14 protein-coding genes are annotated in these 15699 nt (G+C 58.7%); 7 read left to right on the forward strand and 7 right to left on the reverse strand.

The annotated features are described in order from the left end of the window. Nucleotide 1: 1 nt before the first annotated feature. The 5 genes from ACSEXS_RS08155 to ACSEXS_RS08175 all read right to left on the reverse strand — a co-directional run bounded on the left by ACSEXS_RS08155 (nucleotide 2) and on the right by ACSEXS_RS08175 (nucleotide 6534). The gene (locus tag ACSEXS_RS08155) at nucleotides 2-1294 is read right to left on the reverse strand and encodes an arsenic transporter (RefSeq protein ID WP_438432666.1); all 1293 of its coding nucleotides are present in this window, start codon (nucleotides 1292-1294) and stop codon (nucleotides 2-4) included. 263 nt (nucleotides 1295-1557) lie between these two features. Next, on the reverse strand, nucleotides 1558-3708 hold the full coding sequence (locus ACSEXS_RS08160; protein WP_438432667.1) for an exosporium glycoprotein BclB-related protein: 2151 nt from the start codon (nucleotides 3706-3708) through the stop codon (nucleotides 1558-1560). A gap of 36 nt (nucleotides 3709-3744) precedes the next feature. Beyond that, entirely contained in the window at nucleotides 3745-4101 is a 357-nt protein-coding gene (locus ACSEXS_RS08165) for a hypothetical protein (protein WP_438432668.1), read from the reverse strand. A gap of 354 nt (nucleotides 4102-4455) precedes the next feature. Then, nucleotides 4456-5562, reverse strand: coding sequence for an SGNH/GDSL hydrolase family protein (locus ACSEXS_RS08170; RefSeq protein WP_438432669.1), 1107 nt, complete (start codon nucleotides 5560-5562; stop codon nucleotides 4456-4458). 3 nt (nucleotides 5563-5565) lie between these two features. After that, complete coding sequence (locus ACSEXS_RS08175) at nucleotides 5566-6534, reverse strand: LysR family transcriptional regulator (protein ID WP_438432670.1); 969 nt, start codon at nucleotides 6532-6534, stop codon at nucleotides 5566-5568. Between the two features lie 152 nt (nucleotides 6535-6686). Between ACSEXS_RS08175 and ACSEXS_RS08180 the strand changes: the two genes are divergently transcribed. The 6 genes from ACSEXS_RS08180 (at nucleotide 6687) to ACSEXS_RS08205 (ending at nucleotide 12639) form a co-directional block, all read left to right on the forward strand. Continuing rightward, nucleotides 6687-7775 carry an SGNH/GDSL hydrolase family protein gene (locus tag ACSEXS_RS08180; protein WP_438432671.1) on the forward strand — a complete coding sequence of 363 codons (1089 nt, stop codon included), beginning with the start codon at nucleotides 6687-6689 and terminating at the stop codon, nucleotides 7773-7775. A gap of 27 nt (nucleotides 7776-7802) precedes the next feature. Then, a complete protein-coding gene (locus tag ACSEXS_RS08185; RefSeq protein WP_438432672.1) occupies nucleotides 7803-8033 on the forward strand; it encodes a hypothetical protein in 231 nt (76 codons plus the stop codon). 25 nt (nucleotides 8034-8058) lie between these two features. Beyond that, nucleotides 8059-9963, forward strand: coding sequence for a cellulase family glycosylhydrolase (locus ACSEXS_RS08190; RefSeq protein ID WP_438432673.1), 1905 nt, complete (start codon nucleotides 8059-8061; stop codon nucleotides 9961-9963). Nucleotides 9964-10018: 55 nt separating this feature from the next. Next, complete coding sequence (locus tag ACSEXS_RS08195; RefSeq protein ID WP_438432674.1) at nucleotides 10019-10972, forward strand: phosphotransferase enzyme family protein; 954 nt, start codon at nucleotides 10019-10021, stop codon at nucleotides 10970-10972. 105 nt (nucleotides 10973-11077) lie between these two features. After that, entirely contained in the window at nucleotides 11078-11569 is a 492-nt protein-coding gene (locus ACSEXS_RS08200) for a hypothetical protein (protein ID WP_438432675.1), read from the forward strand. Between the two features lie 176 nt (nucleotides 11570-11745). Beyond that, nucleotides 11746-12639, forward strand: a complete 894-nt coding sequence (locus tag ACSEXS_RS08205; protein ID WP_438432676.1) for a hypothetical protein — start codon at nucleotides 11746-11748, stop codon at nucleotides 12637-12639. Nucleotides 12640-12722: 83 nt separating this feature from the next. Here the strand turns inward: ACSEXS_RS08205 and ACSEXS_RS08210 are convergent, their stop codons facing one another. Next, nucleotides 12723-14285, reverse strand: a complete 1563-nt coding sequence (locus tag ACSEXS_RS08210; protein WP_438432677.1) for a M4 family metallopeptidase — start codon at nucleotides 14283-14285, stop codon at nucleotides 12723-12725. A gap of 419 nt (nucleotides 14286-14704) precedes the next feature. Between ACSEXS_RS08210 and ACSEXS_RS08215 the strand changes: the two genes are divergently transcribed. Then, nucleotides 14705-14851 (forward strand): hypothetical protein, encoded by a 147-nt coding sequence (locus tag ACSEXS_RS08215; RefSeq protein WP_438432678.1) that lies wholly within the window; start codon nucleotides 14705-14707, stop codon nucleotides 14849-14851. A 59-nt stretch (nucleotides 14852-14910) separates the two neighbouring features. Here ACSEXS_RS08215 and ACSEXS_RS08220 read toward each other — a convergent pair whose 3' ends face one another. Then, the gene (locus ACSEXS_RS08220) at nucleotides 14911-15696 is read right to left on the reverse strand and encodes a DUF817 domain-containing protein (RefSeq protein WP_438432679.1); all 786 of its coding nucleotides are present in this window, start codon (nucleotides 15694-15696) and stop codon (nucleotides 14911-14913) included. Between the last annotated feature and the right edge of the window lie 3 nt (nucleotides 15697-15699).

Raw genomic sequence — 15699 nt, forward strand, 5'->3', positions numbered from 1 at the left:
TTTACCCGATGATGCGGAGCCAGGCGTACAGACCGAGAAGCGTGGCGAGAAGAACGGGAACGGTCAGAACGAGCCCCGTTTTGAAATAGGTTCCCCAGGAAATCCGGACTCCTTTGCCGGACAGCACATGAAGCCAGAGCAGGGTGGCAAGCGAGCCGATCGGCGTGATCTTCGGTCCCAGATCGGAGCCGATCACGTTCGCATAGAGAAAGGCTTCCCGCAACAGGCCGGTTGGGTGCGTGCCGTCGATTGCGAGGGCATTGATCATCACAGTGGGCAGGTTGTTCATCGCCGAGGAGAGCAGGGCGGCGATGAAGCCGCTGCCTACGGTGGCGGCGAGCAGTCCTTGCTCGCCCAGCCATTGGAAGGCTCGGCCCAGCTCGGCGGTCAGTCCGGCATTGCGCAGTCCGTAGACCACGACATACATGCCGACGGAGAAGACGACGATCGACCACGGTGCTCCCTTGATCAGCTTGCGGGTGTCGACGCCGCCGCCGCGATGAGCGAGCAGCAGCAGGATGGCTGCGGCGGTCCCGGAGATGGCCGAGACCGGAATTCCGGTCAGACCGCTGCTGAAATAGGCGAGAAACAGCACGGCCAGGATCGCCCAAGCCACCTTGAACAGCTTCGGGTTCTTGATCGCATCGGCCGGGGCCGGAAGCTGCGCCGCTTCGAAATCGGCGGGTATGCTATTTCGGTAATAGAGGTACAAGACCAAGAGACTCGCCGCCACCGAGACCAGGGTCGGGACGATCATCCGGCCGGTATATTCCGCGAAGCCGACATGGAAGAAATCGGACGAGACGATGTTCACCAAGTTGCTCACGGTGAAGGGGAGAGAGGCCGTATCGGAGATGAACCCGCATGCCATGATGAAGGGGAGAACGAAGCGTTCGTCCAGCTTCAGAGCCCGGACCATGGAGAGGACGATCGGCGTCAGAATCAGGACGGCGCCGTCGTTCGCAAAGAAGATCGCCACGCCTGCCCCGAGCAGAACCACATAGACGAACATCCGTCTGCCGTTTCCGCGGGAGGCTCTTGCCACATGCAGGGCGGCCCATTCGAAGAAGCCGATCTCATCCAGTACGAGCGAAATGAGAATAATGCCGACCAGCGTCAGCGTGGCATTCCAGACAATGTGCGTCACATCCAGGACGTCTTGCCCGTCCACGACACCGCAGAGCAGGGCGATGAGCGCTCCTCCTCCGGCAGGCCAGCCGATGTTGAGTCCGCGGGGCTGCCAAATAACCAGAAACAAGGTAATCAGAAATAGGATGACGGCGAGTAAGAGCATAAGACCTCCGGTTTAGCAGGGATTCGTCGGTTGTGCGGGAGCATCGCCCGCGGAAGGAAACCGGTCAATCTTTCCTATCATATAGACAACCGCTTCTCCCATCAAGAGAATCTTTTTTTCGTCGGGAGGAAAAGAAAACGGAGCGGCCGCCCCCAATTTCCCGGAGGGCGGCCGCTCTTTCTTGCTTGGAAATGTCTGTTAAATGACAACTGCTCGATATTGTCAGTTTCCTATGGCAAGCATTCCTGCATTGCCGACTATCCTTATGCGATCGTGAGGCCGGCGCTTGCATAGCCGGCGACCGTCGTCGCGACATCCACGCCAGCCGTAACCGTCGCGGAGAAGACGAGCAGCAGCCGGGTTCCGGCAGCGACCGGAATGCTCAAGCCGCTGGTGATCCCGCTCGAGATGCTGCCAAGAGCCAGAATGCCGGTGAGCGCCGGAGCGAGTGTGACCGTTGCTCCCGGAACCGCCGTGAACGTGTTGTTCGGCGTCGTGGATTGATACAGCTGCGCGGTAATGGTCACGGTGCTGCCGATCAAGCTCAGGGCCGCCGTCGTACTGAAATACCCGGCGAGCGAAGTGATCGTACCGGCCCGCGGTACGGAGAAGGCAAAGTTGAGCAGCGTGCCTGCGGCTCCGGTGAGATCAATGGTACCCCCGGCAACCGAGATTCCGGACACATTGTTGCCAAATCCGACCAAGCCGGAGGTGTTGAGAAGACCGCCAAGTACCGTCGTGAGGGTCGTCGGCAGACCGGACGCATACGGAATGACAGCCCCGGAGCCCGTGGCACCGGTAGCGCCGGTAATGCCTGTGACACCCGTTACACCGGTCGCACCGGTCGCACCGGTTACACCCGTTGCACCAGTCAAGCCCGTCGCACCCGTGACACCCGTCACGCCGGTTGCACCAGTTGCACCAGTCAAGCCCGTCGCACCCGTGACACCCGTCACGCCGGTTGCACCAGTTGCACCAGTCAAGCCCGTCGCACCCGTGACACCTGTCACGCCGGTCGCGCCGGTTGCACCTGTTGCTCCAGCCAACCCGGTCGCACCCGTGACGCCGGTAGCACCGGTAACACCCGGTAAGCCCGTAGCACCCGTTTCACCTGTTACACCGGTAGCGCCGGTTGCACCAGTCAAGCCCGTCACACCTGTTACGCCGGTAGCGCCGGTTATACCAGTCAAGCCGGCCGCACCGGTAGTACCAGTTATGCCAGTAGCGCCCGTAGCACCAGTCAAGCCCGTAGCACCGGTAACCCCGGTTGCTCCAGCCAACCCGGTCGCACCGGTAACGCCGGTAGCGCCCGTTGCACCAGCCAACCCGGTCGCACCGGTAACGCCGGTAGCGCCCGTTGCACCAGCCAACCCGGTCGCACCGGTAACGCCGGTAGCGCCCGTTGCACCAGCCAACCCGGTCGCACCCGTAACGCCGGTCGCGCCGGTTGCTCCCGTAGCCCCCGGCAATCCGGTCGCGCCGGTAGCCCCTGGCAAACCCGTGACACCCGTAGCTCCGGTGGCCCCTGAGAGACCCGTCGCACCCGTTTCACCTGTTACACCGGTAGCACCCGTTACCCCCGGCAATCCGGTCGCCCCAGTTGCCCCCTGCAAGCCCGTCGCCCCGGTCGCGCCGGTAGCACCCGTTGCCCCGGTGGCCCCGACTCCCGTCGCGCCGGTAGCACCCGTTGCCCCGGTGGCCCCGACTCCCGTCGCGCCGGTAGCCCCTGGCAAACCCGTCGCACCCGTAGCCCCGGTGGCTCCGCCGCCTGTGGCGCCGGTAGCACCTGTCACGCCCGGCAAGCCTGTCGCGCCGGTAGCCCCTGGCAAACCCGTCGCACCCGTAGCCCCGGTGGCTCCGCCGCCCGTGGCGCCGGTTGCCCCTGTCAGGCCAGTCGCCCCGGTAGCGCCGGTAGCACCCGGCAGACCCGTCGCACCCGTTGCTCCGGTGGCTCCGCCGCCCGTGGCCCCCGTAGCGCCAGTAGCGCCGGGCGCTCCTGTAGCGCCGGTTGCCCCGGTAGCACCGGTTATGCCGATGGTGCCCGTGGCGCCGACCGCTCCCAACAGCTCAGACGATACCAGACGGTGAGCGTCGACCAGTTGTCCCGCCGCGTTTCGGCCCCAGAAGGAGATCACCAACGGATCTTGCGACGCGGAAGGCGCCGAAGTTGTGAACGTGTATTCCAATGCGTCGAGGTTAGCGTAATAGGTGCGGGTAATCGCTCCCCCCGGAGGAGCGGATACCAGTTCATCGACGTACAGAACGCGAACGGAGGTCATGTAATAGCCTTGAATGCGCGTGCTGAGGGTGCTGGCACCCTGGTTGTCGATCCGGATGACCACCTGCTGCGTCGGCCGCACTCCCGTGCTCGAATTGATCCCGTTCTCGATTGGTCCCGTTGAATAAAAAGTCACGATTCTCCCACTTTCTTTTTTTGATTTGGTTCTTCCTTAGGCCCGTGGAGTCAGCTCGTGCGTCACAAGCCGATGCACGGCGTTCAACTCTCCGTTCGCCTGCTTTCCGGAGACAAATATACCCACCAACGAATCGTTCGGATCGTCCACGATGAATCGAAACTCCACCCCATCCAGATTGGCGAAATAGGTCCGTACAGCCGTCTGCTCGGGAGCCAAGGAGACGAATTCGCTGACATACAGAGAACTCGTCGCTCCAAGCGTGTAGCCTTGAATCAAGACCCCGACCGTTTCATCGGAATGACCGTTCGTCAATCGAACGACCAGCTGCGTTGTGATGCGAGCATCACCCACCGGCGGATTGTCAATTGGACCCGTCGATAATACCGGCACTTTGTTTCACCTCCGTCCACCCGCAGCAAACAGCGGATTGCCGTATTCTATGAGAAGAACTCCCTATTGGTTTGGATCACTGCATAGCAAGGCTCCAAGATGGGGCAGGCTGTTGAGTGCAAAGCCGGAGATTCTGCGCCATTTCCTGAGCTTGCCTTTTTTCTCGCATCGTAAAAAGTGCGCCGTTCTATCACCTGCACCCCCTTCTGCGGGCAAGCGGCCCGTTTCTTACCTTCGGAAAAAAGAGGGGCTGCGGCGGAGGGATCGCGAAGCGAGGGGAGGGACGGCTCGCACAAAAAAGCGGCAGGAGGCGTCTCTTTCGACGCCTTCCTGCCGCTATGGCTTTTGAACGGATTATCCTGCCAGTAGACCGAGCAAGACAAAGCCCGCTTCTTCCGAATCCTTCACAACCGTGAGAGAAACCTCGATTTCTTGCTCCGCGGGACTGTCCCATACCCGGGCACAGACCGGATTTTGCCAGCCGAATACGCCGGTTCCGGCGATGAGCGCCATTTCTCTGCCGTTTACCTTGACCGACAGCCGGCCATAGGCATCGCCGGGATCACCCAGCTCGTAGAGCACGAGCAGACGGCTGCATCGCATCTTGAACATAAGCGGTCCGTCGCCGTCCGGGCGGCTAACCCAGCCATAGGGGAACCTTGCATGCGTAGCGGAGGGAACAAAGCTTCCAAGCGTCTGTGTTCGCAGGTTGCGGTGATCGTAATAAACCGGGTTTTCCAGCGATCGGCCGAAGAGGCAGTCTTCCGGAATACCGGGAGGGTGGACGGGAGATTGCCGGAAAGTCGCCGTTTCGGCATCCAGGACCGTTTCGAACAGGCGAATAAGACAGTCGGCGATCAGCCGATGCCCCGCTTCCGAGGGGTGGGCGTTGTCGCAGGCGTACTCCTCCCAGCGGCGCCCCTGGCTTTTGCCCAACTCCAAAGCCGATTTTAACCCAATGACAGGCAAATCGTAGCGAAGCGCAATGTCGGCCATGTAAGGCTCACAGGTATAGCCCGATTCCAAACATGCGCAGATCACCACGACGGACAGCTCGGGACTATGCTTCAAGAGCCTGCGGATCAAGCTTTCAAAGCTGTCGGCGCTGGCTTTATCGAAGCCGTTGTTGACCGCGAACTCCACGAAGACCAAGTTCGGGTTCAGGAGGTCCAGCTCCTTGGCGGCGGTTGCCAAGCCCATATCGGAATGGTAACCGGCCAGACCGAGGTTAACCTGCTCCAGCTCTGGACCGCCAGGCAGTCGTGTCCGGCACCAGTCGGCGACCCGCCGGGGATAAGGGGTATCGACTCCTCCTCCCGGCACATAGCCTTGGGTGATCGAACCGCCCAAGAACAGCAGCTTCAGGCGGGAGTCGGCGTGAACCCGGCGGATAAACCGCGCATTCGCGGGAGGAAGCTGGATGGAGGAATCGAGCAGACAGCGGTATGCGGTAGAGTCCATCGGTTATCGCTGCCCCCAGGTTCCGCTGGAGATCAATTCCTTCAGGATCTGGCTGTAGATGACGGCCGCTTTGGTCAAGTAACGGTTTTTTCGGACGATCAGACAGATCTCGTTTTGAACAAATCGGCTCTTCAGGGAGAAGTAGCTTGGATGGTTCATCAGATTGCCGTATTTGATGAAGCTGTCCGGGATCAGAGCGACCCCCATACCGGCGAGTACAAACGACATCACCGTATGGAGATTGCCGGTGCGGATGGAGATTCTCGGCTGAACTTCCGCCTCGGCCAACAGCTTCGAGGTGAGACGGGAGATGTTTTCCCCATGCTCGAACAGGACAAACGGCTCGTCGCGGAACGTCTCGATGCCGCATTCGGGAGCTTGAAGCAGCCTCAAGGTGGGGGCAGAGATATCCTCCGCGGTAAGCCGATAGTCCGCCAGCCGTTCCGAAAGCGGGTTTTGGCTGGCCATCGCCAGGTACAGCTTCTCCACAGCCAGGCTTTCCACATGGAAGACCTGCTCGTCGAACGTCCCGGAGGCGATACCGAGGTCGAGTTCCCCGGTCAGCACGCCTTCCAGCACATCCTCCACACTTCCTTCAAAGATCGCAATGCTCACGCCGGCGTACTCCCGGTGAAATTGGCGGACGCTTTGGGAGAGCAGGGTCGAGCCGCGGAAAGGGGTCGTCCCGATCCGCAAGGTGCCCAGCTTCAAATTTTCCAGGTCGGAGATTTGATTCTTCAAGCTTTCCTGGATCGCCTTCGTTTGCAGGACCGCCTGATGGTACGCTTCGCCGGCTGCGGTCAGCTTGACGGGGGAGGAGCTTCGGTCGATCAGCTTGGCGCCGATCTGATTCTCCATTTTCATGATGAATTGACTGAGGGAGGGTTGGGTTACATATAATTTCTTGGCCGCCTTCGAGAAGGATTTTTCTTCGACCAAGGTCAGGAAAAACCGGATTTGCTGCTCGGTCATATAACCTCCGGGTTATGGCTTTTATATCAATATACCAATTTGGTTATATGTCGGCAATTTGATAGAGTGGTACTAAATGCATGCTTTTAAAGTCGCCCCGGCTTAGGCGGCGGCTCTGCATATCTTTTTCCTTTCAGGAGGTACTAACGCACATGGCAAAAGAACCCTTCTCTCCAATCGATACCCGAAGCTATCCGGCGACGGACCCTTATGTGAAACGGATCGGACGAACCTGCTGCCTGAACGGGGCGCTTTGGCTGGCTTTGTCGGGAAGCGGAGTGGAATTTACGTTTACCGGCAAGCGGGCGGAGCTCGTTCTGCTGGGCGAATCGGTTCCCCCAAGCCCCGGGAATCAGCCGAGAATCGGCATTTACGTCAACGGCCGCCGCGTGATTGACGACATGGTGGACGAACCCAGCAAGACGTATACCGTATGGGAAAGCGAAAGCGACGAGAGGGTAACGGTCCGGGTGGTCAAGCTGTCGGAGGCGGCCATGTCGACCGTCGGAATCCGCGAGATTCGAATCGTCGCTCCGACTCCGATTCAGCCGACTCCGGTTAGCCCGCGCAAAATCGAATTTATCGGCGACTCCATTACGGCGGGGTATGGGGTAGATGACGAAACGGCGCAGCAGCCGTTTTCCACGGCGACCGAGGATGTGACGAAGACTTATGCTACACTGACGGCCCAGGCGTTCGAGGCGGACTGCAGCATCGTGGCCTACAGCGGGTACGGCATCATTTCCGGCTATACCGAGGAGGACCGGAAGCTGACCTCGCAGCTCGTGCCCGATTATTACGACAAGGTCGCCTATTCCGTCGGGAGCTTTGGCCCGGGGGTGAAACCGGAATCGCTCGACTGGGACTTCCAAGCCTTCGCCCCCGATCTCATCGTGATTAACCTGGGGACGAACGACGATTCGTACACCAAGGACGTGCCGGAGCGGCAAGCCGAGTATGCGCAGCGCTACGCCGAGTTTCTGCAGCAGGTCAGGGACCGCAATCCGCAGGCCCGCATTCTCTGTACGCTTGGCATCATGGGCGACCGACTGTTTCCCTTCCTAGAACAAGCGGTTGCCGACTACGCAGGGAAAACGAGCGACGACCGGATCGGAACAATGAAGTTCGACGTCCAGCTGGAGGCCGACGGGTACGGCTCGGACTGGCATCCTTCCGGGACGACGCAGCGCAAGGCGACGGAGAAGCTGACCGCGAAGATCAAGGCGTTCATGGGATGGTAAGGCTCAACGTTCCGGACAGAAAGGGAAATGCCGACAGATGCACAAGAAAATGATGTTGGTCGTCCTGGCGGCCGCCATGCTGCAAACGGGGGGCTGCGCGAGCGGAGGCCGCGCAGCCGCCCATCCGGCTGGAACAACCCGATGGCGACGCCCGTCTTTCGGGAGCAGGAGACGAAGAAGCATCGGGTGGAGATCAAAATGGGCATCGGTTCGGAGCAAAAGGATTTTTCCATATTGGCGATTGGTATCGTCAAATAAGCGGGGAGAAGAGAGGATGGGGAGCATGAAGATTCGTTGGAAGCGACTTGGAAGCGCTTTACTCGCGATCGGACTGAGCTTGAGCCTATTGGTCCAGCCACTGGGCGGTAAGTCGGCTTATGCGGAGCCGGCCAAGACGGACACGAAGCTCCAGCAAGCAGTCGAAGCGATGCAGCCGGGCTGGAATCTGGGCAATACCTTTGAGGCGAGCGGCGACGAAACCTCCTGGGGCAATCCGACCGTCACCAAAGAGCTGATCCAGGCGCTTAAGGCACAAGGCTATCGCAGCATTCGGATACCGATCACCTGGAACCACCGGCTGGGAGCCGCCCCGGATTACCCGATTCAAGCGGATTTCATGAAGCGGATTCAAGAGGTCGTCGACTGGTCGATGGACGCCGGACTCGCGGTGATCATCAATGTCCATCACGATTCCCAGTGGATGCTGAACATGGAGACCGAGCGCGAAACCGTGATCGCCAAATACACGGCGGTTTGGAAGCAGATTGCCGCGCATTTCAAGAATTACCCGAGCACGCTGCTGTTCGAAAGCGTGAACGAGCCCAGGTTCTCCGACGATTGGAACAAGGACGAACCGATCTATTTCGAGATGCTTGATCAGCTGAACACGACATTCCAGAAGATCGTCCGGGCGAGCGGCGGCAAGAACGCGACGCGGCCGCTGATTCTCGATCCCCTTACGGCCAATCACTCACAGGCCCGGCTTGACGAGCTGTACAAGACGATCCAAAAGCTGAACGACCCCAACCTGATCGCAACGATTCATTATTATGGCCTGTATTCGTTCAGCGTGAACGTGGCGGGATCGACCGTATTTGACGAAGCCGCGAAGAACGATGTCACACAGGCATTCGACCGGGCATACGACACCTTCGTCGCAAAAGGCATTCCGGTCATTATCGGCGAATTCGGGCTTCTCGGCTTCGACAAGAGCGTGGATACGGTCGAGCGCGGCGAAATCCTGAAGTACCTCGAATATGTCACCTATTACGCGAAGGAAAAGAAGATGCCCGCCATGCTGTGGGACAACGGGCAGCATTTCGACCGGAACGCTTTCGCGTGGAAGAATCCGGAATTTTATGCCGTGATGAAGGCCGGTCTGACCGGCCGTTCCTCGAACGCCGATTCGGACCTGATCTTCCTGCGCCAAGATGAACCGGTCGCCGATACGACCATTCATCTTAACCTGAACGGCAATACGCTGAAAGCCGTCAAGAGCGGAGACCGCGAGCTGTCGGCCGGAACCGATTACGTCTTGGACGGCGAACAGTTGACCCTGAAGGCCGATCTGCTGAAATCGCTCGTGACGGATCAATTGGGAGAGATTGCCGCCTTGACATGCACCTTCTCGGCCGGAGCGGACTGGACCTTCCATCTCCTCTCGTACAAAACGCCGACTACGCGCAGCGTGGAAGGGGGCTCGCGCGAGCTGTTCGTTCTCCCGGTCCAGTTCAACGGCGACAAGCTGGCGACGATGGAAACAGCCTACGCCGACGGGGGCAATGCCGGTCCCGACGATTGGACGCCATATAAGGAATTCGGCAAATCCTTTAGCCCGGATTACGACAATAACCTCATCCAGATGCCGAAAGCCTTCTTCGAGCAGGTCAAGGACGGAGAGATTCGGGTTAAGCTGCATTTTTGGAGCGGAGCCGTGTTGGATTACACGATGACGGTCAGCGGAGATGCAGTCAGCGGCGTATCGCCGGATGAACCGGCGAGCCAGCCAAGCCCATCCGCAACCGCCGTGGCAAGTCCGACGGCGCAAGCGTCGGAAGCTCCTTCGTCGGAGCCGACGAAATCCGAGGAACCGGGCTCTTCGCTGTACGTATGGATTGGCATTGGCCTTGCGGTCCTCGCAGCCGCCGCGCTGACAGCCATCGCGTATCGGAAAAAAGCGCGGAAGTAAGGAGCGTCTTCCTATCTAGCAAAGCGATTCCACCTAAACAGAAAGAGGTCCTTCCATGCCCAACCAGCTAACCGATACCGGTTTTCAAGAATGGGTGAAGCGGCAATGGAACACACCGCCGATCCAAAAAACCGAATCCCTCGGAGAATCCCCCTCCCGAGTCCTGCGGCTTGTGTTTGCCGATGACTCTGTCGGGTTTGTGAAGAGAATAGAATCCGAGGAGCGGCTTGAACGGATCCTCCGCATCCATGCTGCCTTGCGTGACCATGGCGTGCGGACGGCTGAACTTCTCCAAGCGGAAACCGGGCACTGGCATGCGGTCAGGGAGGGGGAAATCTATATCCTTGCCCGTGAGTTGAGAGGCGTCATTCATTCCGAGCTGCACCCCCGGCTGGCTGCCTCGTATGGCAGGGGGCTCGCCCGACTGCATAGCGCGCTGCTTTCCGTGGACCTGGATAGCCGGTCGCCGCGGATGGACTTCGCCCAGCAGCTGAGAGACTGGGCGATGCCCGGAACGCGGCAAGCCGCCGAACGGCTGGGCCTGGCGGAAGAATGCGGAGCTTTTATCGACATCATGGACTCCGTCGGCATTCCCCTGATGGAGCGGCTGCCCAGGCAATGGATTCACCGGGACCCTCATCCGGGAAACATGGTCTATGCGGAAGACGGAGAGGTCGGCTTTCTCGATTTTGATTTGTCGGTAACGGGAATCCGGCTGTTCGATTTCGGTTACCTCTGTACCTCGCAGTGGCTGGCCGCTTATTCCGATTCCCGGCACCAGGAGGGTTGGCTGGAGCTGATTCGCGCGCTGAGGCAAGGGTACGAGAAAGAGTCCGTTCTGACGAGCGAGGAGAGGGCAGGGGCGTTTTACGTTCTTTGCGCCATCCAAATGATTTTTGTTGCCTTCTGGCAAAGCCAGCGGAAACAAGACCTGACGATCATCAATGTCCAAGCATTGTTGGAGTTGATTCGGCTGAAAACCAAGATCGACGACGCGTTCGGCAAATAACACGGGTTGCCCGCTGCACCAGGGAAGGCGACGGCTACGAAACTTTTTTGGCGCTCCATCCGTCTTTTCTAGAGATTGGAAAGGGACAGCGAAGGAGGAAGCGCCATGACCCCGGTTCGTAAAAAACTCGTGTTAACCGTAACGCTGCTCGGAACGGCTGCCGCCTTATTGTTTGGCGGGAGTCCGTTCCTCGACGCCAAAGCCAAGCAAACGGCGCTGAACCGGCCTGTTCAAGAAGAAACTCGGCTCCGGCAACCCGCGGACCGCGATTCGCTTCGCCGGCTAGCGGACACCTGGGCGAACGCACTCAAGACCCGAGACGGCAAGCCGCGCTACGACCTTATGACGGAAAAGGCGAAGAAACAGTTCGAGCAGGAGCAGATCGATCGGAGCGGCAAAGACTGGAATTACAACATCGGCGTGTCCAGCCCTTGGGTGGTGGATTATACCATCGAGCTTGACGGCCTGACGGCAACTATCACCTACCTGACGGAAACCAGCAAGCCGGCATACTACCGTTCCAAGGAAACGGTCACCTTTGTCCGGGATCGGGGCCAACTGCGGGTCGATGATTACCACGCGAGCGAGGAAGAGTGAGCGAAAACCGCCTCTCAAGATGCTGATGAAAGAAGCCGCCGGAGTGCGGCTTTTTTTGCTGTCCGTCCGACAAAGTCTCCGCATTCCCCAATCGCCAGGAAATATCTTCTAGTTCCCATTTCTCTAATCTTTGGTAAGGTAGAGAGGAAACCGTAGATTTCGAGGTGATGGTGATCTTGAAGAAAAAACACTGCTTGTTCTGCGATGAACGGGTCGCCATTCAGCCGGATGGCGATTCCGACCGGTTCCTGGGCTGCGCCTGCGCCCCGGGAGGAGCTTACGGTTTGCGCAGGGAGGACTACGATTTATTGAACGCCTATTCCCATGCCAAGAAGCGCAGCCTGTTTCCGCTGGTGTCCGCTTATATCCGGGAACGGACGGATGGCAGGGAGAGCGTCTCTCTAACCGCCGACGATATCGAATCCCTGATCAACGATCCGGCCATTCCGGTTACGGTGGAGGATAAGGGACTTCGTCTGCTGCAATACCTGTACCGGCATGCGAAGGCGCCGGGAGAACCGGTCTTCATTCATCCGCTCTCGCAAAATTACAACCTGACGTATTCGCCCAATTTGCAAGAGTTCGTCTATATCATCGACTTGTTCATCGGCAAAGGGCTGCTTATCCGGGAAGGGATGAGCTTTACGCTCACGGAAGACGGTTGGCGGGAAGCCGCCAGTGCCGGAGGAAAACGGGGCAAGCCCTGCTGCGTCCTCTTGCCGGACAGCGAAGAATGGCATGCCGAGTGGTTGGAAAAAGTGCTGCCCAAGCTGGAGCAATGCGGGTACCAGCCTCGCTTGCTGACCCGTTCGAGCGGACAGGCCGGCGACAAGTCGCCCTTGGAGCTGATTGGCAAGAGCGAGCTGATTCTGGCGGACTTAACCGGGCATTCGCCGGAGGTCTATTTTGCGGCGGGGTATGCATGCGGGTCCGGCATCCCGGTTATATGGACTGTAAACCGCAGCGATGCCGGTGAGCGGACTCCCCTGGAGGACATCCGTCCGATTGCCTGGGATTCGGTCGACGAATTGTCCGTCATTCTCCTCCAGAGATTAAGCCTGAACGCTTAAAATAAGCAAGCACAGAAAGGCCGCAGCCCTGCGATGCAACGGGCTGCGGCCTTTCGCTTGTCACTTAAGCGGATCGTGACCGATCAATTGACGCCTACGGCGCTGTAAGCGTTGGCGACGGCGGTAGCTTCCGCCGAGGTCGTGCCGTACAGGTCCTTGGCGGATTGAATGGCGGCGGCGCGGGTGTCGCTGAAATCGGAATAGACGGACAGGTAGTACACCAGCGTGTGGTAGTAGATCTGGACAGCCTTCTCGCGGCCGATTCCGGTTACGGTTACGTTATGGAACGTTCCGCCCTGGGCGAGCAGGTAGAAGGCCTTGTTGTTGATCCCGCTGTTGGTATGAACGCCGCCGTAATCGGAGGTGCCGGTGTAGCGGTTCGGGTAGTAGTCCGGTTGGCCGTACAGCGTCGGATTGGACAGCGACCGCAGGGCGTCGCCGGCGGTTCCCGGCGTATAGACATCGTCGCCGACCAGCCAGTTGGTCCCTTGGATGGAGTTGCCGATGATATCCGAGAAGGATTCATTCAGCGCTCCCGGCTCGCCGTAGTAATCGAGGCCGGCCGTATTTTCGGTGACGCCGTGGGTCAGCTCGTGCCCCACCACGTCCAGATCGCCGGACAGCGAGATGAAGGTGCTGCCGTCTCCGTCCCCGTAAACGATTTGGGTACCGTTCCAGAAGGCATTGTTATAATTCTTGGAGTAATGAACCGTGGATTTGATCAAGAGCCCGTTTCCATCCAGGCTGTTGCGGCCGAATTTCGTCTTGTAGTAATCGTATACCCGTTCGGCATACGTATGGGCATCAACCGCCGCGGGGTCCGACCAGGTGGTGCTGGTGCTGGTCAGAAGCGTTCCCGGAAGAGACGAGCCGTTCTTGGCCGTATAGGTTTGGATGCCGTTGCCGCGGGTCGTGTCCTTCAACTGATAGGTCGATCCGGACAACGTGGTCGTGAACGTCTTCGTATCGCCGAGGACGCCTTTGCCGGTTCCGGTTGCGGTTTCCAGCAAGCTGTATTTGCGGACAATGTCGCCGCTGACGGCATCAATGAAGTAGCGGGTCCGAACGGGAACCGGGTCCAGTGCATTGACTTCCGTCACATAGACAAGCAGCGACTTGCCGTCCAGGTTGAACAGATAAAGGTCCGCCTTGGGCGCAGTCTGGATATCGCCGAGCTTGCCGGTTTCCTTCTCGGTATCGGCGAAGGCGAGCGAGACGGCATCGCTGCCGGCAAGCTTGGGTTCCAGCCCGTTCGCGCTGTTGGCCGCATCCGGGAACACCTTGCCGAGATAAGAGGTCACGTTTCCGGCGGCGTCCAGATGGACGGTCTGCTCGGCGCCGTAGACCGGAATGCCCTGCGCATATTGCTGCAGCTTGTAATGCTGCGTACCGGAGAGCGCATCCGTTTGGCGGCTCTTGATCTGGAATTGCTGCTTCACATCTCCGAGCTGAAGGGCGTCCTTCTGCTTTTCCAGGTACCCGAAGACCTTGTCATCGTTGGACAGGCCCGCAGGGGCGGTCCAGCTCTCATCGATAAAACTCGGAATCTTTGCGTCCGCCTTAGCCGGCGCCGCCGCTCCTGTCGATACCACCGACGTTAAGATAAAGGTTCCCGCCACAACCAAAGAAGTCCAAGATTTGGCCATCGTATCCACTCCCGTTCTTTTTTTGCCTCCGGGGAGGCCTGTCCGTTCCAAGCATCGTCGGGTCAACACTAGCGCGGGTCGCAAGAAGTAGAGAGCTGCGGGTCGTATCTGGGTTGGGGTGAAACGGGGGTAAATCCAAATCGCTAGATTCGCAGCATCACCTCTTCCGGATAAAAAATGGCAACCTAATTTCCGGATGCGATTGTCTCCGAAGGAACGGTTGACAGCCTTTAAAAGTGGATGCTCATTAGGTATGTGACCGATTATAGTATCCTATACCATTTTATGTCAATATAATATCAGAAAATATATAAAAGTTTTATATTTTTCCATAAATTACATGACATGTTAGTTCTTAAAAGAACAATGTTTCCTGAGCATAGTGCATGGGAGAAGACGTCGAAAACGGTCGATTTTCGGTGCAGAACAGAAAAAACCCCCACTCGGACCGACCGGCTGGTGGTCCAAATGGGGAGACGGTGGAAGACAAGCCCGGCAGCGAAGTCAAGGTCGCCCGCGACCTCAACCGGATGAAGGGCGACCCCGTATCCCAGCTCTGGGTATGACCCCGGAGGATTCTTGGGAGTCCCGGTAAGATGTGAATGGGTCTTCGACGCGGCAGCGGTTAAGTGAACGGGACGCTGTTCTCTTCCGTCGCGGGATGTCGTTTTTTGTGCTGCTTCAGGGAAGCGACGATCAGGAAGCTGACGATGACGAGCAGATGCCAAGAGCTGACCTTGCCGAGGTCGACCAGCCGCCAATGGTCGGCTTGATTCGGGTATTCCCACGCTTGGAAGAAGGTGGCGACATTCTCCGCGATCCAGATGAAGAAGCCGATGAGCACAAAAGAGAAGGCGAGCGGCATCCGGTAGCGCGCACGGCCAACTTCATAATGAACCCACGTTCGCCAGAATACGACGATTACCGATGCGGACAGCCACCAGCGCAGGTCGGCCCAGTAATGGTGAGTGAAGAAATTCAGGTAGATGCAGGCGGCAAGCGGAGCAACCAGCCCGAGCGGAGGCCAGCCGGACAGCTCGACCCTTAAGCGCCGCCAAGCCTGGCATAGATAGCTGGCCACGCTGGCGTACATGAAGCCGCTGTACAGAGGAACCCCGTTCAGCTTCGACCAGCCTTCCTCCGGGTAAGACCAAGACCCCGCATGCACCTTGAACTGCTCCAGAGCGAGGCCGATCAGATGGAAGACGGTAATAACCTTCAACTCGTCGCGGGTTTCCAGCCCGGAGCCAACCATGGCGATCTGCGCAGCCAGGCAAATGATCAGCAGCCAGTCGTACCGGGGCAGCCAAGGAAGAGGAGTGAGCTTGGTCAGCGCGAGCGAAGCGAAGATGACCACGGGAAATATGCAGGATAGCGATTGCTGCCAGCCGAACCGGATCAATTGCCGCATAAC

Origin of the sequence: Gorillibacterium terrae (assembly GCF_051594785.1) — a bacterium.
Lineage (GTDB): Bacteria > Bacillota > Bacilli > Paenibacillales > NBRC-103111 > Gorillibacterium.